This is a genomic window from Nocardia sp. NBC_01327 (assembly GCF_035958815.1).
Lineage (GTDB): Bacteria > Actinomycetota > Actinomycetes > Mycobacteriales > Mycobacteriaceae > Nocardia.
In genome coordinates this window covers 3,473,791-3,497,641 of the sequence record NZ_CP108383.1, presented here as the reverse complement: position 1 = coordinate 3,497,641, position 23,851 = coordinate 3,473,791, and the positions used below count along the sequence as shown (strand labels likewise).

The window sequence follows — 23,851 nt, the reverse complement described above, 5'->3', positions numbered from 1 at the left end:
GCTCGGACCGTTCCAGCTTCCCCCGCTCTGTCGGCCCGCACCGCTAGGCTCGTCGAACAGACTGGCGAACAGGCAGGGGCCACTGTGACGAGTAGTGAGCTGACGAGTAGTGAGCGGACGAGCGAGCGTGAGGCGATCTCCTTCGGGCTGGAGGATATCGACGAGGTGCTGGCCGCGATGGCCGGTGAGCAGGCCGTCGATCGGCCGCGCGAGGGCGAGCTCATCACCTGCCGGCTCGGGCTGGACGGCGAGCCGCCGGAGACGCTGACACTGCTCGGCGCGCGATTCGGCGTCTCACGGGATCGGGCGCGGCAGCTGTACACGCGGGCGGTCGGGAATATGGTGCGGCAGGCGCAGAATACGGGCGTGCACGATCTCGGCGTCTTCACCGAGCGGTATCCGGTCGGCTGGAGCGATGAGCGGCTGGTCCGCACGCTGCTCGCCGAAACCTATGCCACCGACAGCGATATCGCCGCACAGGACCGCGCGTATCTGAAGCTGCGGCTGGCGGGGCACGATCTGCAGGAGTCGAAACGGCTGGCGGGCTTCGTATTCCAGCGCATCGCGGGCTGGCAGCAGAAGGGGCGCTGGCATCTGCTGCCGCCGCAGCAGGCGGACGAGGTGCCCGCGGGTGTCTGGAATCCCTGGCTGCACCGGGTCGAATGGGGCGACGGGACGCCTGATGAGCTGCCCGCCGCACCGGCGCGGACGCTCGATCTCGGCGATGACGGGCGCGGGTTCATGTACTCCGAAAAGCTCGGCCGGGAAACAACTTTCGATACCGGGCTGCAGGCGCGGCTGTTCCGGCTGCTGGACGGGAGCGAGCGGGTCGAGACCTTTCAGGAGTATCCGGTCGAGATCGCCTACGAGATCGACGGCGGCGAACGACTGCACTACCCCACCGCCGCCGTCCGCTTCACCGATGGCCGGGTGGTGCTCATCGATGTGATACCGCTGGGCCACACCGCCTTTCATGTCAACCGCGTGAAATCCACCGCCGGTCGCGCCTACGCCCACGCACACGGGTGGGGATGGCTGGTGTGGACCGGAACCGACTGGGGCGTCGCCGACCTCGCACAGCACAGCGTGGCGGCGCGGCACGAGAACATACTGCGCAACCGGCTGGCAAAGGGGCCGGTCGACTGGACGGAGCTACGCCGGTATCGCGAGGACACCGGCATTCAGCTACTGGACCTCGCTGCCATGGTGCTGCGGCACCAATGGCGCTGGGACCGTGGGCCGTTCCGGCTCAGCCGCTAGCACGCGCTGCGGCGAGCCCGTACGACCGGGACCGGTTCCTCGTCGTTCCGGCGTGTTTTTTGGCCGGGATCCGACTGTGGATCCCGGCCAAAGCATGCCGGGATGACGAGGGGACCTACTCCGGGGCGGGGGGCATGGGCGGGGGGTGAGCTATTGCGGTGAGCTATTTGATCAGCAGGCCCGCACCGATGAACGCGACGATGATCAGCAGGGCGAACCAGGAGATGAGTTGCCAGTGCGCCAGCGCTGTCTTCTGGGCCGCCACGGTGATTCGGAGGGTGGCATCCACCCGGGCGTGATCGGCGAGGCGACGGCGGACCTGGGCCAGATCGTCGGCTTGCTGCTGGGCGGACACCTCGGCGCGCTCCAGGCGACCGGTCAGTCTCAGCATCTGCTTGGTCTTGTCGCGGGTCGCCTTGCGGGCCAGGGCGAGTGCGGTGCGCTGGTTCATGATTTCCTGGCGCTGGCGCGCGATGACCGTGGCCTGTGTGCGCGTGTGCCGTTCCCAATCCGTCACCATCGCCCAACCTCCCGTGTGCTCGTCGCGGAAGCCGTACGCGAGCTCCTGCGCGACCCATCCTGTGATGAACTCCCGTAATTCACAGGCGGTTTGGCTGGGTGACACCACCCCACCGGGGCCCGCGGCCAGCAGGCCGCCCAGCGCACGATAGTCGCAGGAGGCCGGGGCGAAGTCGTCGAGGCCCAGTGCGGGCAGCTGCGAGGTCCAGAATCCGGGGGGTGTGATCCACAGTACTTCGCTGCACCCGCCGGTGCGCAGCGCCACGGTGAGCTGCTTCGCGCGCACCAAATCCGGTGGCGTAGTGGATACCTCGATCGCGCATACCCGATCGTCCATGCGCCACAGCAGATCTGGGGTCAGCGTGCCGATCGGAGCATCGACCTGCACATCCTCCACGCCGGCGGCCAGCAGCCTGGCGCGTAGCCAGAACTTCAGCCGCTGTTCGTCCCACTGGCAGTCCGGGCAGCCGGGTTCCCGGCAGCGGTCCGCCGGCCGATGCCCGCGCGAATCCGTCACCGCTGATTTCTGATTCGGTTCCGGATCGGCGAGAGCCACCGATTGCCCGCGCGGAACTTCCACTCGCCTCGTGCTCACACGATCACCGCCCCAGCCACTTCTCCATGGGCCGCTCCCGATGTACCCGGAAACCACCGGCCCACGCCGTACCTTCCAGAGTGCCGCAGTGCACAGCCCCCTCGGCAGGAAAGCGGCAAGATTCGTTATCCAACCGCGAGCGGTACGTAATGAAGTGCCGCGCGGATTGTTACCCGTGCCCGGGATGCCGGACTGCTTTGCCGCCGCTACTCTTTCGGGATGCTCCCCCCGCAGACCACGAACCCGCTGCTCCGCGCGGCGCGCGCGGCGAATTCGGTGGCGTTCGCGCTGCAGGGATTCTTCCTGGCCGTCGTGCTGACCGAACTGCCGCAGCAGCGTGACAAGTTCGGCCTCACCGATACCTTGATCGTGGCGGCTGTGGCGCTTCTCTCACTGCTCGCGGGCGTCGGCAGCATCACCGCCGAGAAGATCGCACTGCACTTCTCCAGTCGGACCGCATTGCGCATCGGTCTGCTGCTCATCGCCGCCTCGGGTGTCGGAGTCGCGTTCTCCCCGAACAAGATAGTGCTGTTCGTGACGCTGGGCGTGTACGGGCTCGCGGTCGGCATCGTCGATGCGGGCACCAATATGCAGGCGGTATTCATTCAACACGGCTATGGCCGATTCGTGCTCTCCTCGTTCTATGCGGCGTGGAGCGCCGGGTCGATCACCGGTGCGCTGTTCGTGGCGGCCTTCGAGGGACTGCATGTGTCCCTGCGCCTCTCGATCCTGGCGGCCGTGCTGGTGGTGCTGCTCGGGGCGCTGCTCGCGGGACCGCGACTACTCGGCGCCCGGGAGGCCGAGGCCGGACCGGCCGAGCCGGAGCCCACCAGCACGGTGCCCGTGCGCATCTTCCTGGCCTTCGGTGTCATCGTGGCGCTCGCCTTCGCCATCGACTTCGCGGTCGGCAACTGGTCGGCTTTGTATCTCACCGATGTGCTGCTGTCCTCCTCCGCGACCGCCGCTCTGGCGCTGGCCGCCTATCAGGGGGCATCGCTGGTCGGCCGCCTCACCGGTGATCTGTGGGTGCGGCGGTTCGGACCGCGCGCGGTGGTGCGGGGTGCGGCGGTGGTCGGTTCGATCGGCCTGCTCGTCGTGGTCACCGCGCCCGCACCGATTGCCGCCATCGCCGGATTCCTGGTCGCCGGTATCGGGCTGCCGCTGATCGTGCCGCTCTGCTTCAGCGAGGCGGGGCAGCTCACCAGCGGGCGCGGCCTGGACGCGCTCATCGCCCGGCTCAACCTGTTCAATTACGGCGGCACCATCGTCGGCGGCGTGGTGGTCGGCGTGATCGCGGACGCCTCGAATCTGCGTGCCGGATTCGCGGTGCCACTGGTGTTCGCGGTGGTGCTGATCGGCTGTGCGCGGGCCTTCCACACCCGCGCGGGAGCGGCAGAGGTCACAGCGCTGCCGGTGGCCGGACATGTTTCACTGGACGGGTGAGCAACTCCCCAGTCACCGTCGAGCGGGCGGTACCCGCGGATGCGGGGGCGCTGGGTGAAGTCGCGGCCGTCACCTTTCCGCTGGCCTGTCCGCCGGAATCCACGCCCGCCGATATCGCCGCTTTCATCGACGATGTGCTCTCCCCCGCGCGATTCGGCGAATACCTCACCGACCTGGATCGCACCGTGCTCAAGGCGGTTTCGGATGCGCAGATCGTCGGCTACTCCCTGCTCCACGCGGCCGAGCCCGCCGATCCGGATGTTGCCGCCCTGATCGATCTGCGGCCCGTCACCGAGATCAGCAAGATGTACGTGCTGCCCGGGCACCACGGCAATGGAGTCTCGGGGGCGCTCATGGGTTCCGCGCTCGATGAGGCCCGCGAGGCCGGGCGCGCGGGCGTATGGCTGGGTGTGAATCAGCAGAATGCGCGGGCCCAGCGCTTCTACCGCAAACACGGATTCGAAATCGCGGGCACCAAGACCTTCACCGTCGGCTCCCAGCTGCACCACGATTACGTCATGCAGCGGACGGTCTGAGCTGCCGGGTCAGGCGGGGTTGGCGCACGCGTAGCGGGCGAGACCGGCGGCGAAGGATTCGAACATCGGCTGGAAAACCGTTCGCACCAGGCGGGATTCGAAGGGCCGCAGGGCCGCGGCGGGGTCCAGGTGGACCTGCCAGATCAGCCGGCACTCATCGGCACCCACCGGGTCGAAGGTGATGTCCTCGATCATCCTGTGCGCCAGGGGAATCGACATGGCATCGGTGGAGAACGCGAATCTGACACCTGGCTCCCACGCCAGGAAGCGCTCGCGGACGGTGATCCAGCGCAGGTGGATGTCGCGCACCGTGGCGGCATCGTGCGGAGCCGTGCCGTACCAGGTGGTGGCCCGGTAGCCCTCCGCCCAATCCCGCTGGCCCTCACCGGCGGCCAGGACCGCGAAGGTGCGCTCCGCCGATGCCGAGACCAGGCGTTCACTGTGCAGGTGGTGCCGCATTGCCGGGATATCGCCGAGGTAGCTGGGGCGTAGGGCGTACATGATTACTTGGCCCCCACCAGATTTCGCGTCACCCGAATGGTGGCGCGGCGCGGGAGTACTCGCGGCAGCCGGGACGACCAGCGGTTCGCGCAGCCGGACACCACACTGGGCGGACGCCTGCGCTGATCCAGTGCGCGCATGGCGGTCGCGACGACCTGGGCGGGGGTCTGACGTTTGCCCACGCTCGCGGATTCGCCTGCCACATCGAAGAATTCGGTATCGGTCGCGCCCGGGCACAGCGCCAGGGCGTCGACTCCGCTGCCTTCGAGTTCGCCCCACAGGGCCTCGGTGAAGGAGAGGACAAAAGCCTTCGTCGCACCGTAGACGGCCATGAACGGGATGGGCTGGAATGCCGCTGTCGAGGCGATATTCACGACGGCTCCCCGGCCGCGCGACACCATGCCCGGCACCAGGGCTCGTGTAAGAGCTACTACCGCAGCGACATTCACCGCGATCTCATCGTTCATCCGGGTGGCGTCCTGCTCGGCGAAGGTGCCGTGGGTGGCGAAACCGGCATTGTTGACGAGCACATCGACTGGCGTGCCCGAGGCGGCGAGGGTCTGTGCGAGGCGATCCACCTCCGAGGGCAGCGACAGGTCGGCGCTGACCACCTGTACCCGGACGCCGTATTCGCCCTCGATGCGTGTGGCGAGGTCACGCAGTCGATCCTCCCGCCTGGCGACAAGCACCAGATTGCACTGCCGCCGGGCGAGCGCGGTGGCGAACTCCGCGCCGATTCCGCTGCTCGCACCGGTGACTACCGCCGTGGAACCGTTCCATTGATCCATGATCTTCTCCTGAAGGTGAACAGGTGTTCAGTGAGTTAAACTTAACACCTGTTCAGTGATTGCTGTCAAGGAGGTCCGATGGGTACTGCGCGACCACGGCGGGTGCGCGGCGAAGGTGAGCAATTGCGCGGAGAGCTGGTCACGGCCGCTATCGATCTGCTGCTGGAGCCGCAGGCGCTGCCCGCGCCTTCACTGCGGGCCATTGCCCGCGCCAGTGGGGTCGCGCCGAGTGCGGTGTACATGCACTTCCCCTCGCAGGAGGCGCTCATGTACGCCGTCACCGAGGAGTTGTTCGGGCGGCTGCGCACCGCGCTCGACGCCGGTGAGGCAGCCGAGGGCACAGCCGAGACACGGCTGCGATCGCTGATCGGCGCGTATCTCCAGTGGTCCCGGGACTATCCGGGTGCGTACCAGCTGCTGTTCGAACGGCCCGATCCCGCCATCGATTCCGGCGCCGGGCCCGGCCTGGATCTGCTCGATCGGCTCGCCGAACTGCTCCAGGTCGCGGGCGCCGCCGCCGATCGCACACTGTCGCTGCGGATCTGGAGCGTCCTGCACGGCATCGCCTCGCTCCGGATCCACAAACCCACTGCCCCTTGGACATCCGCGCCCGAGGACGAGGCGTGGGCGATCATCCGGGCGCTGGGCGAGCTGCCGTGAATGATCGCCCCACTGCGCAGTGGGGCGGATGAACCACCGTGAATGACGGCTCCAGGACTAAGTAGCGCAGCGGAACCACCGTGGGCGACCGCGCGATGCCTACGCATGCAGCGGGTGAACCACCCTGGGCGAACGCGCCATGACTAGGTTGCGCAGTGAAGGTGCTGCGACGCAACCATTTCCAAGCGCCGACCCTGGAACTGCGCCCGCATCCTGCGATCGTGGGTGACCAGCACGACCGCACCCGAGAATCCGAGCAAAGCCTGCTCCAGGTCCTCCACCAGGGCGGGTGACAGGTGATTGGTCGGCTCGTCCAGCAGCAGCAGATCCGCGGGATCGCTGACCAGCCTGGCCAATTCGATACGGCGGCGCTGCCCGTAGGACAGCTCACCGATCCGCAGCCCCAGATCCGCCGGGCGGAACAGCCCGAGCGCGAGCAGCTGCTCGGCGTGCTCGTCAGGACAGCCGAGGCGACCGGAAGCGAAGGCGTCCAAGACAGTCCGGTCCGCCGCCCACGGCGATTCCTCCTGCCGCAGATGCCCGACCCGTCCCCGCACCGTCACCACACCCCGATCCGCCACCAACTCCCCCGCCAGCACCCGCAGCAACGTCGTCTTCCCAACCCCATTGGGACCGGTAACCAGCAGCCGATCCCCCACACCGATCCGCAACTCCCCCAGGCGCAACCGCCCATCCACCACAACATCGACAAGCTCTGCAACCGACAGCTCAGACACCCCACCGGCTACGCCACCCTCCGCGTCCAATCGCAGCCGACCGTCCCCGACACACGCGGCACGCCCCGCGACTTGCGGCTCCAGCAGCTCACTCGCCGAGTTGCTTTCGGAGTCGAACCGCAGCGGACCGTCCGGGAACTGCGGGGCCGGGGAGTTACTCGGTTGGTTCCATTCGGTGGTGAAGTGCAGGGGATTCGGGGGTGGTGCGGCTGGATTCGCGGTTAGGCGGTTTACTCGTTTCTTGGCGTTGCGGATGCGGGACATGGTGCCGTGGCCGCGGGTTCGGGTGCGGAAGGGGCCTGCGGCGAATACTGCCAGGGGGAGTTTGCGGGGAATCGCTTCCAGGCGGACTACATTCGAGGTGGCCAGGCGTTGGCTGCGGGACAAGTCGGTGTGCCAGGCGTCGTATTCCTGTTGTCGGCGTTGGCGTTCGGCGGCTTTCGCGGTGAGGTATCCGGTGTAGCCGTTGCCGTGGCGGGAGACGCGGCCGGCGGCCACCTCCAGGACCACCGAGGTGATGCGTTCCAGGAATACGCGGTCGTGGGTGACGGCGACGACCGTTCCGCGATGTGCGCGTAGATGCTGTTCCAGCCATTCGACGGCGGTGTCGTCGAGATCGTTGGTCGGCTCGTCCAGCAGCAGGAGTTCCGGTGCGGATGCGAGGGTGGCCGCGAGCGCCAGGCGCCGGAGTTCGCCGCCGGACAGTGTGCCCAGCAGGCGATCTCGGGCGAGATCGGGGAGGCCGAGGCCGTGCAGGGCGGTCGCCACGCGCTGATCGATCTCATAGCCGCCGCGTGCTTCGAATCGCACCAGCAGATCGTCGTAGGCGGCGAGTCGTTTGCCGAGCGGGCCCGGTGCGACCAGTGCCAGCTCGGCGGATCGCAGGCGTGCCTCCAGCTCCCGAATATCGCTCAGCGCCAGGTTGATTGCGTCGTCAACGGTAGCGGTCAGGGGCAGGTCCAGGGTTTGCGCCACATAGCCCATCCCGCCGGGTGATTGGACGATGACGTCGCCATTGTCGGGACGCTCGCGGCCGGCCATGAGGCGTAGCAGCGTCGATTTTCCGGAGCCGTTGTCACCGACGACGCCGACCTTGTCGCCGGGACGGATGGACAGGCTGACGCGGTCCAGGACGGCGGAATCGTGGTAGCGCTTGGTGATTTCGGACAGCGTGAGTTGGCCGATAGGCATGGGTATCCCCTGTTCTCGGTTAGGAACCGGATCGCGGTGAGTGATCGACGCGGAGCGAATGCTCGACGCGTCGCCGGGGCGATTTACAGGAAGAAGTAATGCATGAGGGTTGCGAAGTTAGCGCGGCGCCGCGGCGACCGTCAACCGATTATTCTCGGCCGCCGGTCAGCAGCTGGACGATGGCGCGGACGAACCCTTCCAGTCGCTGCGCGGGATATTCGTCCGGCTCGCTGACCGCGAGCCCGCCCAGCATCTCCGCGACGGTGAGCAGGGAATTGGTGAGCAGGCCGGAATCGACTGTGGCCCAGCGCGGATCGAGTGCCGCGCCCATGCGGACGAGCGCCTCGGCCTGCTCGAAGATGCCGGTGCGGGAACTGCGCAGTGCCGCACGGTATTCCGCCGGCGCACTACCGGGGCTCGCCAGGATCAGCCGCCAGCGCGTCGGATTGGCAAGCACCACACCGACAAACGCCTCGACCGCCGAGGAGGCCGCCACCACCGGATCCGCGCCAAGCAGATCCGTCGGCAGGGTGGTCACCACCTGCTCGAGCGCCAGTTCGCGCTCGCGTTCGAGCAGTGCCTCGACCAGATCGGCGCGGGTCTTGAACACGGTGTACAGCACCGGTTTTCCCACACCCGCCGCCTGCGCGACCGCCTCCATGCTGAGTTCGTGCAGCTCCACCCGGGTCAGGACCTCGAAGGCGGCGTCGAGCAGCTGCGCCCGGCGCTGCTCGGGTGGCAGGCGCGGGGCATACCGACGTCGCGGCCGTTCGGTCGCCGTACCCGATTCCGTCACTGCTGCCACACCTCCGCCGACTCGCCTTCTCGAGGAAATCCTACGCGACCGTTGTATTACGCGCGACCAATTGCTACGGTGGCGTTGTATTCGCCGCTGAGGCGGGCAGCGCACAAGGGAGTGAACCGATGGGCTTCGATCCGACCACCCTTCGCCGGGACGACTACGGGTTCTTCGGGCCCGACTCCCCGAGCTGGAAGATCTGGACCGCGCCGACCGCGGTCATCGGCTTCCAGCGCGCGGTAGTCCTCGAGCATTTCGACCCGTTCCTGACCGCGGCGGTGGCCGATACCCGCCGCATCTACACCAACCCCCGGCAGCGGCTCGACCACACCTTCGCGTACTTCCTGCTGGTTGCGATCGGCGACGGGCGCACCGCCATCCAGGCCTCCGAGCACCTCATGCAGATCCACGCCCCGATGACCGGCATCGAACCCATCACCGGCAAGCGCTATGCCGCCAACAGCCCGGAAACGCAGCTGTGGATCCACATCACCGGCTGGCACTCGGTACTGAAGGCGTACGAGGTGTACGGGCCCGGACCGCTCAGCCCGGAGGACGAGCTGCGCTACTGGGAAGAATGCGCGATCGCGGCGGAACTGCAGACCTGCAAACCCGAGGACGTGCCGCGCACTCGCGAGGGCATCCGCGCCTACTTCGAGCAGGTGAAACCGCGCCTGTGCAGCTCGGTCCGCGCCGAGGAGGGCATGCACCAGCTGCTGCGCACCTCACCGCGCAATGGGGCGGGCATCATCTACGCGCTCGGCAGCATCGCGCTTTCGCTGACCACCTCCGCGCTCACGCCGATGTGGATGCGAAAGCTGGGGCGCTACAACGTGCCTCGCATCTCCGATCCGCTGGTGAAGCTGCCCGCGAAGATCATCGTGTGGCTGTTCACGCTGTTCGGATCGTTCGGGCTGCTCACGGCCGCGCCGTTCATCGCGCCGATGGCGGGGCAGATTCTGAAGCAGCACCTGTCGAAGGATCTGCCCACCATGCTGGAGACGATCACGCCGGCGCAGGCGCGGGAACGATACAGCTTGCGCGGCAAGCAGAATCAGGTCGCCGAAGCCAGCTGAGGCTATCGGACAGGATAGGCGAAGGCCAGGCTGGAATCTGTTTCCGGCCTGGCCTTTTCAGCTGTCACGCACTGATATCCGCTGTCAGACGAGCAGTTTCGCCTTCAGGGTGGCGATATCGGTGGCGGTGAGGCCGAGGCCGGTGCTGACGTAGTTCGCGAAGCTGCCGTAGGTGGTATTCGCCTGGGAGAAGGCGGTTTCCAGCTCCGAGGCGGTCACACCGTTGAGCGTGTCGCCGGCCTGGGCGCCGCGGTAGTAGTTCGACAGCATGAAGTCGTAGACCACGGTGTCATGGTCGACGCCCAGGATCGTCAGCAGCACAGCGGAAGTCCAGCCGGTGCGATCCTTGCCCGCCGTGCAGTGGTACAGCACCGCGCCCGGATTGGTCTCGATATCGCGCAGCACCGCGGCGAAGCCCGCGTTCGCGCCCGGCGCGGTGATGAACGCCTGGTACAGGGCGCCGCCACCGGAGCCCGTGGACAACCCCACCAGCGGAGACGCCTGACCGATGATGTCATTGTGGTACTCGGTGGCCCCGGCCGGAACCTTGTCCGCGCCCGACAGCGACTGCTCGGCGCTGGTGCGCAGATCGTGGACCGACTTCACGTTCCGCGCAACCAGATTGGCCAGATCCGTATCGCTGGCGCCGTTCAGCGCGGCGGTGCGGTACACCAGGCCGGGCCGGACGGTGTGGCCGTCGGTGGTCCGGTAGCCGCCCGCGTCACGCGCGTTCTGCACACCCGACAGGTTCAGATTCCGGTCGGTGATGCTCAGCACGACGCTGCCGGTCGGGGTCGGCGGCTGAACCGACGACGAGGACGAGCCGGAGGACGAACCCGAGGAACCCGAGCCCGCGGAGCCGGTATCCGCCAGCGCCGCGGCGGGCATCGAGCCGATCGACAGCGCGGAAGCCAGCAGTAGCGAGGCGCCTAGCAGGCGGGGGCGAATCATAGGTAGTTCCCTTTCGTGGAGACCCGGCATGCCGCCGGTCGGCCACACAGTACGCAAAGCAAATGCTTGTTCGTTCACGTTGCGCACAAGACAGATGAACACCGCGGAAACACCTCGAACACCAGGACCGGGCCTGTACAAAAGGCCGGGCCGGAAGTATGCTCCCGGCCCGGCCTTTCGCTATTCAACTGGTGAAAGCTGTTGTCAGGAAAGCAGTTTCGCCTTCAGCGCCGAGACATCCGCGTCGGTGAGCTTCAGGCCCTCGTGCACGTAGTTGTCGAAGCTGCCGTAGCTCTGGTTGACCTGGTCGAACGCCGCGGCCAGCGCCGAGGCGGTGACGCCGTTGAGCATGTCGCCGTCCTTGGCGCCGCGGTAGTAGTTCGACAGCAGGTAGTCGTACTGCACGGTGTCGTGGTCGACGCCCAGAATGGTCAGCAGCACAGCCGAAGTCCAGCCGGTGCGGTCCTTGCCCGCGCTGCAGTGGAACAGCACGGCGCCGTCGTTGTAGGCGATATCGCGCAGCACGTCGGCGAAGCCCTCGCTCGCGCCCGGGGCGGTGATGAACGCGCGGTACAGGTCCGCGCCCGCGACCAGCGTGGACGCCATGACCTGCGGCGGGGCCTGGCCGATAATGTCGTTGTGGTACTCGGTGGCGCCGGCCGGAACCTTGTCCACGCCCATGAACTGCTGCTCGTAGCTGGTGCGCAGATCGTGCACGGCCTTCACATTGCGACCCGACAGGTCGGCCAGATCGGCATCGGTCGCCTTGCTCAGGTCGCCGGTGCGATAGACCAGCCCGGTGCGCACGGTGCGCCCGTCGGTGGTCTTGTAACCGCCGGCGTCCCGGGCGTTCACCACGCCCTGCAGGTTCAGCGAGCGGTCGGCCGTGTTCAGGACCACATTGCCGGTGGCCGCGGGCGGCTGCACCGCCGAGGGCGCGGGCTGGTCGGCCAGCGCGATGGCGGGCAGCGAGCCGAAGGACAGCGCGGAGGCCAGCACCAGCGACGCGCCGAGCAGACGAGGTCGGATCATACGAACTTCCCTTTCTCGAGCACCCGGCACGCGGCCAGGGCAATTACGAAGTGGCTGCCGGGGTTTCGAACCGGGACAGCGCCAGCAGGCGCGAAATGGCACGCAGATACTTCTTGCGGTATCCACCATCGAGCATTTCCTGCGAGAAAATCTGGTCCAACTTGGCTCCGGAAACGGTGACGGGAGTTCCCGCGTCGTAGAGCCGGTCGGCCAAGACCACAATACGCAAAGCGACCGCTTGGTCGGTCACGGTGTGCACATCGGAGATGAACACCGCCGACACGCCCTGAATCAGCGCGTTGTACTTGGACGGGTGCAGCGTGCTCAGATGCTTCAGCAGCGCGTCGAAGTCGTCGAGCGTGGAACCCGGTGTGGCAGCGGCCTTCTCGGCCAGATGCTCGGGCGCGGTCGGCTCCGGGGCGGGCGGCAGATCGCGGTGCCGGTAGTCCGGGCCGTCGACGCGAATGGGCTCGAACAGCGAACCGAGCTTCTTGATCTCACGCATGAAATCCGAGGCGGCGAAACGCCCCTCACCCAGCTGACCGGGCAAGGTGTTCGACGTTGCGACAATCGACACACCGCGCGCGGTCAGCTCCGCGAGCAGCCGCGACACCAGCATGGTGTCGCCCGGATCATCGAGCTCGAACTCGTCGATGCAGAGCACGCTATTGCCCGCGAGGCGGTCGACGGCATTGTTGAAGCCCAGTGCGCCGACCAGATTGGTCACCTCACCGAAGGTGCCGAAGGATTTCGGCCCCGGCACGCTGTGATAGATCGAGGCCAGCAGGTGGGTCTTGCCCACACCGAAGCCACCGTCCAGATACAGGCCGATGCCCGACACCGGCTTCTTCTTGCCGAACAGGGGCTTCTTCGAGGCAGCCTGATGCAGCTTGGTGACCTGGGCGGCGAATTCCTCGGCTTTGCGCACGGCAGCCGCCTGCGACGGCTCCTTCGGATCCGGGATGTAGCTGGCGAAGCTCACCTCGTCGAAGGTCGGCGGGGGAACCATCTGCGCCACGAGCTGGTCTGCCGGAACCTCCGGATGGCGATCGACAAGGCGTTGTTGCACGGCGACAGCGTAGTTACGTGGTGGAATCGGTTCTCATGCAGCGTATGCCCAATGCGATCCAGCTCACAGAGCTCAACCACGACGACCTGCTGGCGCTGTACGCGTACCCGGCCGGGCCCGCGGCGCCGTGGATTCGGGTCAACTTCTTGACCAGCATCGACGGGGCGGTCACCATCGACGGCCGCTCCGGAGGTCTGGGGACGCCCGCCGATAAGAAGGTCTTCCAGATCCTGCGCGATCTGGCCGATGTGGTGGTGGTCGGCGCGGGCACCGCGCGGGCGGAGAATTACGGTGCGGCACACACCGATTCACAGCTGCGCATGCGGCTGCATCATCACGGGTTCGGCGGCGATCCGACCGGAGCGGCGCCGCGCATCGCGGTGGTGACCGCCTCCGCGGACCTCGATCCGACCAGCAGACTGTTCACCGACACCGGTGCGCGGCCGATCGTGCTGACCACCGCCGCCGCGCCCGCCGACCGCAAGAAGGCGATCACCGAGGCGGGCGGCCAGGTGATCGAAGCCGGCGCGACCAGTGTCACCGCAGACGGGCTGCGCAACGCCCTGGAGGAACTCGACATGAGACGGGTTCTGTGCGAGGGCGGGCCCGCGCTCTTCGGTGATCTCATCGTCGCCCAGGCCGTCGACGAACTGTGCCTCACACTGTCTCCGATGCTGGTCGCGGGGACGGAACGGCGAATCGCCGTGTCCCCCAATGCCATGCCCACGCCCATGACTTGCCGTCATCTGCTCTTCGACGACGACGGCACCATCCTGACTCGCTGGGTCGCCCATCACACCCTGTAGCTGAAACCGGACGCCGGACCTGGCAGGCTGTACCGCATGCGCTGGACTCGGGCCGCTCTGCTGGCGTCCACACTTTCGATCCTGGTGACCACCGGCTGTGGCGCCGGGCCCTCCGACCGGCCCGCCGTCGCCGTGGAACACCCCCATCAGGCGGGGGTCGCGGTGACCACCGCCTCGGGTCCACCCGCGCCGCCCGCACCCGAACTGCCCAAGACCGATCTCGCGTGGCACGACTGCACCGCGCCGACCTTCAGCCTGCTGTCACTGGGCGCACCGCCGCAGGGGCTCATTCTCGACTGCGCCGAATTCAGCACCCAGGTCGATGCCGGCGGTGCGGTCGGCGGTAATTTCCGCACCGCGGCCATGCGGGCCCGCTACGACCGGACTCCGAAAGACGCCGTGCCGCTGGTGCTGACGTCGGGGTACGACCGGGCCTCCACCGCCACGCTGGCGGGTCTCGCGGCCAGTCCGGCCGGGGCGCTGCTGGCGGCGCGGCCCATCGTGGCCATCGATCGGCGCGGGATCGGCAGCTCACAGCCGGTCAGCTGCCTGACCGACGATATTCGCAAGGCGATCACCGATCAGGCCCAATTCACACGCGGCACAACCGATCCCGTGGACGCGGTGGCCAAGGCCAGCCAGGACGCCACCATCGCGTGCCTGGACTTCCTCTCCCCCGCACAGGGCACCTTCGATGCCGCACACGCCGCCGATGACATCGACCAGCTGCGCAAGGCCTGGCAGGTCGATCACATCGCGCTCATGGGCACCGGCAGCGGTGCGACGGTCGCGCTCAGCTATGCGCACAAGTACGGCGATCACCTCGGCCGGGTGGTGCTCGATTCACCGCAGGCGGTCGGTCTGGACGCCGTCGGGCGCAGCGAACAGCAGGTCCGCGGGGCCGAGGCGGCGCTGACCGGCTTCGCGCAACGCTGTGCGGCGCTGAACTGTTCGCTGGGCAGCGATCCGCATGCCGCCATCGTCACGCTGGTCAACCGGGCCGGTAACGGCGAATTCGGGGATCTGTCCGCATCGGCGCTGGTGACCACGCTCAACGGCTTCCTCAGCGATCCGCGCACGCTGGCGAACCCGCAGCTGACCGAATTCGCCGATGCGCTTTCGGCTCTCGGGCGCGGTGATCGCGGGCCCATTACGCCGATCGTGCTGCGCCAGACCGCGGCGGTCGACAATGACGGCGAATTCGTGAATCGGTGCAGTGACAATCTGCAACCCACCACTCCGGTCCGCGCCAAAGAGCTCGAGAGCCAGTGGGCGGGCAAGTACACGGTGTTCGGCAGGTTCGCGGCCATCGATCTGATGGACTGTTCGGCCTGGCCCAGCGCCACCGCGATCGCCATGCCGGACAAGTTCGATCGGCCCGTACTGGTTGTCGGCGGCGACGCCGATCCCGTCGCCGGGGTCGACAGCAGGCCGACCGTCACCGGTGCGCTCGGCGCGGCCGGGGCGCGCACCTCCACCGTGGAATGGCAGGGCTGGGGGCACCCGGCCTTCGCGCACTCCGGGTGTGTCCAGCAGGCTGTCACCGACTACCTGAAAGACGCCACGCTGCCCGAGGACGGCACCGCCTGCCCGGCCTAGCTGGTTCTACTCGGCAGCCACTCCGCAACAACACGACCCGCCAACATTTGGCGGGGCCCGTCGCGGCGGGTCCGCGCAACGGTGACCGGGGTATTCGGTGTACCGTGCCCGAGTGTTCCTTCGCCAGCTCGAGCCCCGCACCGCTCGCACCACCGCCGAGGTCCTGAACTTCGCTCTGTGGCCGTTAGCGGTCCTGACTGTGCTGCATCGGGTCTTCATCAAGGCCGTCAATGTGACGATCACCGATGACTTCAAGCCCGTGTACAACGCTTCGCTGGCGTTCCTGAACCATCGGGCGATCTACGCCGAGAACTTCAACTCGACCGACCCGCACTACCTGTACCCGCCCAGTGGCACGCTGATGATCGCGCCGCTGGCCATCATCGATCCGGAGAAGTCCCGCTGGTGCTTCATCCTGATCAATGCGATCGCCATTCTGGTGGCCTGGTACCTGCTGCTGAAGCTGTTCAACTTCACGCTCAATTCGGTTGCCGCACCGGCGTTGCTGCTGGCCATGTTCATGTCGGAGACGGTGATCAACACACTCGTCTTCACGAATATCGACGGCTGTCTGCTGATGGCGATGGTCGCGTTCATCCATCTGCTGCTCAAACGCCGGGATCTGTGGGCCGGTGTGGCATTGGGATTGGCGATAGCGGTGAAGGGTCCGCTGATCGCCCCGCTGCTGCTGATCCCGCTGGTGCGCGGGCAGTGGAAGGTGTTCATCACCGCGCTGGGCATCCCGGTGGTGCTGAACCTGCTCGCGTGGCCGCTGATCGTGGACTACGGGCGGTTCTGGAGCCATACGCTGCCGTACCTGGCCGAGTCCCGGGACTACTTCAACAGCGCGATCGTCGGCAATGCCATGTACTACGGCGTCGCGGAGTGGCTGACCTGGACCATCCGCATCGTCCTCGGCGTGATGGTGCTGATCTCGCTGTGGCTGCTGTACCGGTACTACCGCGACGACGAGGTCTTCTTCATCTGCACCGCCTCGGGCATTCTCTTCGGCGGCACCATGCTGCTCGGCTCGCTGGGGCAGATGTACTACTCGATGTTCCTGATCCCCATGATCATGACCGTGGTGCAACGCAATTCGGTGATGCGGAACTGGCCGGCGTGGGTCGCGGTATTCGGGTTCATGTCCTACGACAAGTGGCTTTCGGACCGCTGGCAGAGCATCGGGCGCGACCTCGAATACCTGCGCATCACCTTCGGGTGGGGGCTGCTGCTCATCGTCGCGTTCTGCGTGCTGGGCGACCGCTACCTGGCCGCGCGGCGCGAGGGACGGCTCGAGGTCGGCAAGACGCTCGATCCCGCGTGGATGCATCCCGAGACGGCCCCGGCCGATCAGGCGAGCGTGCACAACGGGCATGCCCGGCACGCCGTTCCCGAGACCGTCACAACCTGAGCAGGGCGCCCTCGCGGGCGAGGTATTAGCGTGGAGCCATGAGTTCCGACGCTGATACCTCGCTACCGGCACCGCGCATTCAGCTCAGCCCGCAGGAGTGGCGGGCCAAGTTGAGCCCGGACGAATACCGCGTCCTGCGGGAGGCCGGCACCGAACGCGCCTACACGGGCGAATACACCGATACCGAAACCGACGGCATCTACGAGTGCCGGGCCTGCGGCGCCGAATTGTTCCGCAGCGGTGAGAAATTCCATTCGCACTGCGGGTGGCCGTCGTTCTTCGATCCGGCGAAGTCGGAGGCTGTCATCCTGCGCGCCGACGATTCGCTCGGTGCGCACCGCGTGGAAGTGCTGTGCGCCAACTGCCACAGCCATCTGGGCCACGTGTTCGAGGGCGAGGGTTACCCCACGCCCACGGACAAGCGGTACTGCATCAACTCCATCTCGCTGCGTTTGGCCCCTGCTGAGGGTTCTACCAGCTGAGATGCTGAGACTCGGACGCCCGAAATCGCCGAGTGAACGCTTTGCGAACGTTTTCATCCGGCGTCCGCGAAATCGACCACCGGTCGTGCCAGGCTCACGTACGCCTGCGTGGTGATAGCCGAGTTCTCATCGTGCCCCAGGATCAGCCGTGCTGCCGGGATCCCGTGGACCTCCGCGACCCGGGTGGCACGGGTGCTGCGCAGCGTCTTGAGCGTCGACCAGGACAGCTCGGTGTCCTTGACGATCGCGTGCCAGACGGTCGACAGCTTGTTGGTGCGCAGGATCTTTCCGACCCGGCTCGGGAAGACCAATGCCTGCCCCGGCGCCGCGGCGAGCTTGCGTTCTCGCAGCATTGCGAGACACTCCGCGTCGACTTTGATGGTCCGCATAGAACCACGGGTCTTGGTGAACGGTTGCCGGAAGGCCACCGTCACCACGGCTTGATCATCGAGCTCGTGCCAGTCGCCACGGACGACGATCTCGTGTGCGGCGAGCGCGTAATCGTCGACGACCTTGCGGACCTGCCACACCCGAAGCGAGCAATCGACGATCGTGCCGGCGATGGTCACCGTCCCCGCGGCGAAGTCGACATCGCCCCACTGCACCGCCACCGCTTCGCTAGGACGCGCTGCCAGCGTGTACGCCAGCTTCGTGTAATCCCGGTACCGCTTCGGCCTTCGGTTGGCGGGATCGGCGAACCGCGCCGCTTCCAGCTGCCAGTACCGGCGCATCTCATCGGGTGTCAGAGGCTGCGGCTCGTCCGGGAAGTACGGGTTGACCGCACCGGCCCGTCCGGCCTTCCTCCGAGGCCCCACCCGCCCATGGATTCTCACCGAGGCAACCGGGTTGAAATCCAGCAACCCGTCCTCTACCAGCATCTGGAACGTCATGCGCAGCAGCGATTTGTGGACCTCTTGTTTCGTGGTGCTCCAGTTCAGTTCTTCGAGATGAAGTCGGATGTGGTACGGCTTCACATCCACGGCTTGCATCCGTCCCAGCGTCGAATCGACGACCACGAACTTGTCTTTCTTCGCACGAGTACTGGTCGATCGCTCGATCTCTTTCCGGTACGTCTGGCTGTTCTGCGGCCTCTTCCCGGGGTGCTTCTCGTACGACGTGAGCCACGCGCGAGCTGCGTCGGCGACCGTGCACTTCTTGTCGTAGCTACCGCCCCACGTAGCCTTCGGCTTCCACTCGGCGCAACGCTCCTTAAGCGCGTCCTTGGCTTGCCGTTTGGTCTTGCCCGACGCCCGCGCCAGGCTCGGCTTGAATGGCTTGGGTTCACCGATCCGGCAATGGGTTTCGAACACCTGCCGAGCTTCGTTCCACTCCGGTTCACTCGGATCGCCAGGCTCCCCCGGCTTCAACGCCCTTCGAGGCATACGCTCAACTCCTTCCGTCCACCCGTTCGCCCGATTGCGACGGGACACCGCTCGGCTTATGCCGTGCAGCGGCGAGCGTATGAAATCCATCGAATGACCGGAAGACGGCAAATGTAGCTACTCGATTGCCCGTGAACGCGTAACGCCGACCTACAGACCGTGGACCGTGTGCTCATCCACGAACGCCCGTAAGTATTTCCATGGATACAACACACTGCGGCCGTACTTCACGTAGCGCGGACCGACACCCAGGTACCGGTCGTTGGCAAGCTTGGCTACGGTCGTGCGAAGAAACCCGGCAGCCTCCGCAGGAGTTGCCAACTCGCACGTATCCCCTCGTGCAGCCGCCTCGCCCTCGACCCCGAGCATCTTCTGTGAATTCTCGCCGTCGCATTCCGCATCAATATCCATCGGTACACCATCTCCCGCCGGACTTCGCTGAACGTCAAGAAACTAGTGCTGCTCACAATCGCCCGAAAATATTGCGGCAACACATGGTTCAAGGATCGCAACAGAAGCACTAAGAAAACAAGAAGATCCAGAACACCCCATATGGCGAATACAAACTCGTCTTTCGTACACCCTCTCAGGGCCAATCCGATGTGCGCCAAACCAGCGAAAATGGCCACGGAACCCGTAGGGTCGCCGTTGCCGAGCAGGGCACGGGAGGTGCGGATAGATTCCGCTCCGAACAATCCCCATCTGACGCTGCCGATTTCGAGTCCACCGGCGAGAAGATGACGCACTGCGCCAGGTCATCGGCTTGTGGTTCGACTTCTCGTCCGAGGCCAAGCGAGTACCAAAGACCGTCCTCGTGTCGGCCGGTTGGCTGCCCGATCGGGCTCGCGTACTGCGCCTGGCCGAAGGCCCATCTCCCGGCCGTCCGCACTGAGCACTGACAACGCGGCCGCGGCGGAACATTCCGGGATTTTCTCCGCATAGACGGCGTTATACATCGACCGAGGCCGCGCCGCGACGAGGGGGGCAAGTTGTCGATTCCCTGCCACAGTCTCCCGCCTATCGGTGATCACCGATCGGGTTTTGCCGCAACAGAATGACACCGCTTCGAGCACCGGCCGCTTGTGCCTTCGAGATCGGAATGGGCAGGAATTTGCGGGTGGCGGGCGGCTCGGAACCAAGGTTCCCATCGGTTCTAGTGTCGAATCTCCAGAACTACACCGGCTTGTACTGCTGTATCAAAATAGGTGAATCCGGTTCGGTCTTTACGCCTACCCGACATCAAAATAGAAATTCCCGCCTCTTGGACCGTACCGGTTGATTTATCTATGTCTTCCACATTGAAACCGATATGGAAGACGCCGCCCCCGGTTCGATCTAGAAAATTACGTTGAGGGGTATCACCAGGACCAGGCTCGACCAGCTGGAGTTGCAGTCCCGCGACAACGTTGGTGTAGACGTACTTCAATCCGAGAAATGCTTTTCGATCAGGCACGCTCAGCTCTTTGTTGTCATATTCGGAAAGGTCCGGATAATCCTGCCATCCACCGATTCCTATGCCTTCGTAGTAGTCGATGGCCGCCCTGACATCCGCCACCACTATGCATACATGATGTGCACGGGCGAACACATCTTTCATCCGGAATACCCCTCTCGGCTATAAGGTCGACGGGAGTCGCCGTCCCAGGAGACTCCTGCTCAAGCGGATACTGGAATTCAGCACGCGGCTCGACCGAGTGCCCATATATGCCAGGGAACACTGTGCGCGCTCGGCCAGCGCACCCGACTCTGCCAAACCTCACCGTATGATTTGGGCTCGGGTCACCCCCGACTAGGTACGTACCGAACGTCGGGGGTGTGCTCAGAACGCGGCCTCGTCCAGCTCCATGATGTCGTTGTCGAGATTCGACAGGACGGTACGGGTGGCGGTGAGCTCGGGGAGGACGTTGCGGGCGAAGAACTGGGCGGTCGCGATCTTGCCGGTGTAGAACGCCTCGGTGGAGCCGTTGTCGAGGGCCTTGATGGCGACCTCGGCCTGCTGCAGCAGCTGCCAGCCGATGAGCAGATCGCCGACCGACATCAGGAAGCGGACGCTGCCCAGGCCGACCTTGTAGAGCTCCTTCGGGTCCTGCTGGGCGCCCATCAGGTGCCCGGTCAGGGTGGCCGCCATGCCCTGCACATCTTCGAGGGCGGTGGCGAGCAGCTTGCGCTCGGCCTTCAGGCGGCCGTTGCCACCCTCGCGCTCGATGAACTTCTGCACCTGGCCGGCCACGTGCGCCAGCGCCACACCGCGATCACGGGCGATCTTGCGGAAGAAGAAGTCCTGCGCCTGGATGGCGGTGGTGCCCTCGTACAGCGAGTCGATCTTGGCGTCGCGGATGTACTGCTCGATCGGGTAGTCCTGCAGGAAGCCGGAGCCACCGAAGGTCTGCAGCGATTCGGTCAGGTACTGGTAGGCCCGCTCGGAGCCGACACCCTTGACGATCGGCAGCAGCAGATCGTTGACGCGGAACGCCAGATCCCCGTCGATTCCGTAAATCTGTTGAGCGACAACAGCATCCTGATGGGAGGCGGTGTAGAGGTAAAGACCGCGCAATCCCTCCGCATAGGCCTTCTGCATCATCAGCGATCGCCGGACATCCGGATGCCGGAGTATCACGACCCTCGGCGCCGATTTGTCGGACATCTGGGTCAGGTCGGCGCCCTGCACGCGGAGCCTGGCGTACTCCAGCGCATTCAGATAGCCCGTCGACAGGGTGGCAATAGCCTTGGTGCCCACCATCATTCGAGCATGTTCTATGACGTCGAACATCTGGGCGATGCCGTTGTGGACCTCACCCACGAGCCAGCCCTTGGCGGGCACGCCGTGGCCGCCGAAGGTGACCTCACAGGTGGCCGAAACCTTGATGCCCATCTTCTGCTCGACATTGGTGACGAACACGCCGTTGCGCTCGCCCGGTTCACCGTTCTCAGGGTCGAAGTGAAACTTCGGCACAAAAAACAGTGACAGGCCCTTCGTACCTGGTCCGGCACCCTCCGGACGAGCCAGCACCAGGTGCATGATGTTCGGAAAGAGATCGCCCGCGTCACCGGAAGTGATGAAGCGCTTGACGCCCTCGATGTACCAGGAGCCGTCTTCCTGCTGCACGGCCTTGGTGCGACCGGCACCGACATCGGAGCCGGCATCCGGCTCAGTGAGCACCATCGTGGCGCCCCAGCCCTTCTCGACGGCGATCTTCGCCCAGCCCTTCTGCTCCTCGGTGGCGTTGTCGAAGAAGATGTTGGCAAAGTGTGCTCCAGCCATCCCATAGAAATACGCAGCAGGCTGAGCCCCCAGAATAAGCTCCGACAATGCCCACTTCACCGCAGACGGAACCGTGACACCGCCCAGCTCCGCAGCAATACCCAGCTTTTCCCAGCCGCCCTCCAGCAGCGTGCGGTAGCTCTTCTGGAACGAACCGGGGAGGGTAACGGAGTAGGTCTGAGGGTCGAACACCGGCGGGTTGCGGTCGGCGTCGGCGAACGACTCACCCAGCGGACCCTCGGCCAGACGGCTGACCTCGTTGATCATCTCCTTCACGGTCTCGACGTCCAAGTCGCCGAATGCACCGGACTCCAGGATGAAACCGAGACCGAGGACCTCGAACAGATTGAACTCGAGGTCGCGAACGTTGCTCTTGTAGTGACCCATTCCTGGGAGCCTTTCTAATCTGCTCTCAGAGGGGAGAGCCGGTCTTCGCCGACCCGCGCACGCAGATCAGAGTCTGTGACGCCGAGGCCGGCGGTCGGCGCCATGCAGAGAACACCCACCTTGCCGATGTGCTCATTTTTCTGAATAGCGCGCGCGGCCTCACCGGACATTTGCAGTGGATACACATCAGACAGCATCGGTACTACGCGCCCCCGCTGGATGAGACGATTCGTCTGCCACTGTTCATACAAATTTGCGCCGTGGCTCCCGATGATCTTCTTCATGCGCATCCACAAGTAGCGATTGTCGAAGTTGTGCGAGTATCCGGTACTCGACCCGCATGTGACAATAGTTCCGCCACGCCTCGCAACAAGTACCGATATTCCGAACGTATCGCGACCGACGTGCTCGAATACAATGTTGGGATCCTCGCCGATCTCCTTCCTGATGATATTTCCCAATCTTCTACCAGCTTTCAGGGTGGCATCCGGATCGGCAGAGATCTCGCCGATCTCCCGCCTGTCGATCACCAGCTCACAGCCAAGATTGCGCGCAATCTCCGCTTTCTTGTCTGAGCTGACAATCCCGACCGGAATACCGCCGCCATTTCGCACAAACTGAACGGCGTAGCCACCGAGGCCACCGGCTGCTCCCCAGACGAGAACCACGTCGCCCTGTCGCATGTTCGCGCCATGTTCGCTGATCAGCATCCGATACGCCGTGCCGGCGCAGAGCGGGTTGCAGGCCGCTTCCTCCCAGCTCAGATGAGCAGCCTTCGGTAACAGCTGACTTGCTCGCGCAATCGCATAATCGGCCAACCCGCCGAAGTTGGTTTCGAATCCCCAGGCACGCTGCTCGGCTCCCATCATGCCGTCGCTGTGAGTGAGCGGTTCCTGGTCATCGACATGCGCCGTTGCTACAACAACATGGTCGCCGACCTTCCAATTACGTACACCATTGCCCACCCGCACAACGACACCCGACGCATCAGACCCGAGAACGTGATAGGGCTGATCGTGTCGCGCCGCCCAGCCACCCTGTTTTCCGTAATAGCGCAGGAAATTGAAGGTAGGCATCGGCTCGAACGTGGCCGACCACACCGTGTTGTAATTCATGGCCGAGGCCATGACGGCGATCAAAACCTCGTCCGGGGCGAGCTCCGGCATTGGCACCTGCCCGATATGGATCGACTTACGGACATCCTTGTCCATGACATCGGAGAACATATTCACGTCCTCGACCCGTAAATGCGCCGCTGTGTACTCCGACGGAACCGGGATGCGGTCGAGCACTTCAGGCGATGCTCCGGACACTACGGCTTCGGACAGCTCGTCCATTTTCATCCTTCCTCATTGCCAACCTGAG

Annotated in this window: 22 protein-coding genes; 9 read left to right on the top strand and 13 right to left on the bottom strand. The window is 65.4% G+C overall.

The annotated features are described in order from the left end of the window. Positions 1-84 precede the first annotated feature (84 nt). Positions 85-1,260, top strand: coding sequence for a hypothetical protein (locus OG326_RS15510; RefSeq protein ID WP_327145336.1), 1,176 nt, complete (start codon positions 85-87; stop codon positions 1,258-1,260). A 163-nt stretch (positions 1,261-1,423) separates the two neighbouring features. Here the strand turns inward: OG326_RS15510 and OG326_RS15505 are convergent, their stop codons facing one another. Continuing rightward, positions 1,424-2,374: a hypothetical protein gene (locus OG326_RS15505; protein ID WP_327145335.1), complete on the bottom strand. Its 951-nt coding sequence runs from the start codon at positions 2,372-2,374 to the stop codon at positions 1,424-1,426. A 219-nt stretch (positions 2,375-2,593) separates the two neighbouring features. On the opposite strand from OG326_RS15505, the gene OG326_RS15500 reads away from it, so the two are divergent. Together OG326_RS15500 and OG326_RS15495 are read left to right on the top strand one after the other, a co-directional pair. Then, entirely contained in the window at positions 2,594-3,817 is a 1,224-nt protein-coding gene (locus OG326_RS15500) for an MFS transporter (protein ID WP_327145334.1), read from the top strand. Further along, complete coding sequence (locus OG326_RS15495; protein WP_327145333.1) at positions 3,814-4,353, top strand: GNAT family N-acetyltransferase; 540 nt, start codon at positions 3,814-3,816, stop codon at positions 4,351-4,353. Before OG326_RS15500 ends, OG326_RS15495 begins: the two co-directional genes overlap by 4 nt. A 9-nt stretch (positions 4,354-4,362) precedes the next feature. Here OG326_RS15495 and OG326_RS15490 read toward each other — a convergent pair whose 3' ends face one another. Together OG326_RS15490 and OG326_RS15485 are read right to left on the bottom strand one after the other, a co-directional pair. Then, the gene (locus tag OG326_RS15490) at positions 4,363-4,854 is read right to left on the bottom strand and encodes an SRPBCC family protein (RefSeq protein WP_327145332.1); all 492 of its coding nucleotides are present in this window, start codon (positions 4,852-4,854) and stop codon (positions 4,363-4,365) included. Positions 4,855-4,856: 2 nt separating this feature from the next. Then, a complete protein-coding gene (locus tag OG326_RS15485) occupies positions 4,857-5,642 on the bottom strand; it encodes an SDR family NAD(P)-dependent oxidoreductase (protein ID WP_327145331.1) in 786 nt (261 codons plus the stop codon). A 78-nt stretch (positions 5,643-5,720) separates the two neighbouring features. Between OG326_RS15485 and OG326_RS15480 the strand changes: the two genes are divergently transcribed. Next, positions 5,721-6,302: a TetR/AcrR family transcriptional regulator gene (locus tag OG326_RS15480; protein WP_327145330.1), complete on the top strand. Its 582-nt coding sequence runs from the start codon at positions 5,721-5,723 to the stop codon at positions 6,300-6,302. A gap of 143 nt (positions 6,303-6,445) precedes the next feature. Here OG326_RS15480 and OG326_RS15475 read toward each other — a convergent pair whose 3' ends face one another. Continuing rightward, entirely contained in the window at positions 6,446-8,230 is a 1,785-nt protein-coding gene (locus OG326_RS15475) for an ABC-F family ATP-binding cassette domain-containing protein (protein ID WP_327145329.1), read from the bottom strand. Positions 8,231-8,378: 148 nt separating this feature from the next. Further along, positions 8,379-9,026 carry a TetR/AcrR family transcriptional regulator gene (locus OG326_RS15470; RefSeq protein ID WP_327145328.1) on the bottom strand — a complete coding sequence of 216 codons (648 nt, stop codon included), beginning with the start codon at positions 9,024-9,026 and terminating at the stop codon, positions 8,379-8,381. Between the two features lie 128 nt (positions 9,027-9,154). On the opposite strand from OG326_RS15470, the gene OG326_RS15465 reads away from it, so the two are divergent. Then, the gene (locus OG326_RS15465; RefSeq protein ID WP_327145327.1) at positions 9,155-10,105 is read left to right on the top strand and encodes an oxygenase MpaB family protein; all 951 of its coding nucleotides are present in this window, start codon (positions 9,155-9,157) and stop codon (positions 10,103-10,105) included. Positions 10,106-10,189: 84 nt separating this feature from the next. Here OG326_RS15465 and OG326_RS15460 read toward each other — a convergent pair whose 3' ends face one another. The 3 genes from OG326_RS15460 to zapE all read right to left on the bottom strand — a co-directional run bounded on the left by OG326_RS15460 (position 10,190) and on the right by zapE (position 13,157). Next, positions 10,190-11,056 carry a tyrosine-protein phosphatase gene (locus OG326_RS15460; RefSeq protein WP_327145326.1) on the bottom strand — a complete coding sequence of 289 codons (867 nt, stop codon included), beginning with the start codon at positions 11,054-11,056 and terminating at the stop codon, positions 10,190-10,192. Between the two features lie 204 nt (positions 11,057-11,260). Beyond that, positions 11,261-12,088 carry a tyrosine-protein phosphatase gene (locus OG326_RS15455; protein WP_327145325.1) on the bottom strand — a complete coding sequence of 276 codons (828 nt, stop codon included), beginning with the start codon at positions 12,086-12,088 and terminating at the stop codon, positions 11,261-11,263. 43 nt (positions 12,089-12,131) lie between these two features. Beyond that, positions 12,132-13,157 (bottom strand): cell division protein ZapE, encoded by a 1,026-nt coding sequence (zapE, locus tag OG326_RS15450; protein ID WP_327145324.1) that lies wholly within the window; start codon positions 13,155-13,157, stop codon positions 12,132-12,134. A gap of 35 nt (positions 13,158-13,192) precedes the next feature. Here zapE and OG326_RS15445 point away from each other — a divergent pair, with 35 nt between their 5' ends. The 4 genes from OG326_RS15445 to msrB all read left to right on the top strand — a co-directional run bounded on the left by OG326_RS15445 (position 13,193) and on the right by msrB (position 17,455). Beyond that, complete coding sequence (locus OG326_RS15445) at positions 13,193-13,963, top strand: pyrimidine reductase family protein (protein WP_442791034.1); 771 nt, start codon at positions 13,193-13,195, stop codon at positions 13,961-13,963. Positions 13,964-13,999: 36 nt separating this feature from the next. Beyond that, positions 14,000-15,562, top strand: coding sequence for an alpha/beta fold hydrolase (locus OG326_RS15440; protein WP_327145322.1), 1,563 nt, complete (start codon positions 14,000-14,002; stop codon positions 15,560-15,562). A gap of 112 nt (positions 15,563-15,674) precedes the next feature. Next, positions 15,675-16,973: a glycosyltransferase family 87 protein gene (locus tag OG326_RS15435; RefSeq protein WP_327145321.1), complete on the top strand. Its 1,299-nt coding sequence runs from the start codon at positions 15,675-15,677 to the stop codon at positions 16,971-16,973. Positions 16,974-17,011: 38 nt separating this feature from the next. After that, positions 17,012-17,455 (top strand): peptide-methionine (R)-S-oxide reductase MsrB, encoded by a 444-nt coding sequence (gene msrB, locus OG326_RS15430; protein WP_327145320.1) that lies wholly within the window; start codon positions 17,012-17,014, stop codon positions 17,453-17,455. A 53-nt stretch (positions 17,456-17,508) separates the two neighbouring features. Here msrB and OG326_RS15425 read toward each other — a convergent pair whose 3' ends face one another. The 5 genes from OG326_RS15425 to ccrA all read right to left on the bottom strand — a co-directional run bounded on the left by OG326_RS15425 (position 17,509) and on the right by ccrA (position 23,823). Then, positions 17,509-18,765, bottom strand: a complete 1,257-nt coding sequence (locus OG326_RS15425; RefSeq protein ID WP_327145319.1) for a site-specific integrase — start codon at positions 18,763-18,765, stop codon at positions 17,509-17,511. A gap of 222 nt (positions 18,766-18,987) precedes the next feature. Next, entirely contained in the window at positions 18,988-19,248 is a 261-nt protein-coding gene (locus tag OG326_RS15420; RefSeq protein WP_327145318.1) for a DNA-binding protein, read from the bottom strand. 742 nt (positions 19,249-19,990) lie between these two features. Then, positions 19,991-20,434 carry a VOC family protein gene (locus OG326_RS15415; protein WP_327145317.1) on the bottom strand — a complete coding sequence of 148 codons (444 nt, stop codon included), beginning with the start codon at positions 20,432-20,434 and terminating at the stop codon, positions 19,991-19,993. A 222-nt stretch (positions 20,435-20,656) separates the two neighbouring features. Further along, on the bottom strand, positions 20,657-22,486 hold the full coding sequence (locus tag OG326_RS15410; protein WP_327145316.1) for an acyl-CoA dehydrogenase: 1,830 nt from the start codon (positions 22,484-22,486) through the stop codon (positions 20,657-20,659). 14 nt (positions 22,487-22,500) lie between these two features. Next, entirely contained in the window at positions 22,501-23,823 is a 1,323-nt protein-coding gene (ccrA, locus tag OG326_RS15405; RefSeq protein ID WP_327145315.1) for a crotonyl-CoA carboxylase/reductase, read from the bottom strand. Positions 23,824-23,851 lie beyond the last annotated feature (28 nt).

What these genes read in the sequence shown, in the direction of transcription:
- OG326_RS15485 (WP_327145331.1), bottom strand. Translation starts at nt 5,642, where the DNA reads ATGGATCAATGGAACGGTTCCACGGCGGTAGTCACCGGTGCGAGCAGC.
- OG326_RS15420 (WP_327145318.1), bottom strand. Translation starts at nt 19,248, where the DNA reads ATGGATATTGATGCGGAATGCGACGGCGAGAATTCACAGAAGATGCTC.
- OG326_RS15460 (WP_327145326.1), bottom strand. Translation starts at nt 11,056, where the DNA reads ATGATTCGCCCCCGCCTGCTAGGCGCCTCGCTACTGCTGGCTTCCGCG.
- ccrA (WP_327145315.1), bottom strand. Translation starts at nt 23,823, where the DNA reads ATGGACGAGCTGTCCGAAGCCGTAGTGTCCGGAGCATCGCCTGAAGTG.
- msrB (WP_327145320.1), top strand. Translation starts at nt 17,012, where the DNA reads ATGAGTTCCGACGCTGATACCTCGCTACCGGCACCGCGCATTCAGCTC.
- OG326_RS15480 (WP_327145330.1), top strand. Translation starts at nt 5,721, where the DNA reads ATGGGTACTGCGCGACCACGGCGGGTGCGCGGCGAAGGTGAGCAATTG.
- OG326_RS15500 (WP_327145334.1), top strand. Translation starts at nt 2,594, where the DNA reads ATGCTCCCCCCGCAGACCACGAACCCGCTGCTCCGCGCGGCGCGCGCG.
- OG326_RS15415 (WP_327145317.1), bottom strand. Translation starts at nt 20,434, where the DNA reads ATGAAAGATGTGTTCGCCCGTGCACATCATGTATGCATAGTGGTGGCG.
- OG326_RS15410 (WP_327145316.1), bottom strand. Translation starts at nt 22,486, where the DNA reads ATGGGTCACTACAAGAGCAACGTTCGCGACCTCGAGTTCAATCTGTTC.
- OG326_RS15475 (WP_327145329.1), bottom strand. Translation starts at nt 8,230, where the DNA reads ATGCCTATCGGCCAACTCACGCTGTCCGAAATCACCAAGCGCTACCAC.
- OG326_RS15490 (WP_327145332.1), bottom strand. Translation starts at nt 4,854, where the DNA reads ATGTACGCCCTACGCCCCAGCTACCTCGGCGATATCCCGGCAATGCGG.
- OG326_RS15445 (WP_442791034.1), top strand. Translation starts at nt 13,193, where the DNA reads ATGCAGCGTATGCCCAATGCGATCCAGCTCACAGAGCTCAACCACGAC.
- OG326_RS15455 (WP_327145325.1), bottom strand. Translation starts at nt 12,088, where the DNA reads ATGATCCGACCTCGTCTGCTCGGCGCGTCGCTGGTGCTGGCCTCCGCG.
- OG326_RS15440 (WP_327145322.1), top strand. Translation starts at nt 14,000, where the DNA reads ATGCGCTGGACTCGGGCCGCTCTGCTGGCGTCCACACTTTCGATCCTG.
- OG326_RS15465 (WP_327145327.1), top strand. Translation starts at nt 9,155, where the DNA reads ATGGGCTTCGATCCGACCACCCTTCGCCGGGACGACTACGGGTTCTTC.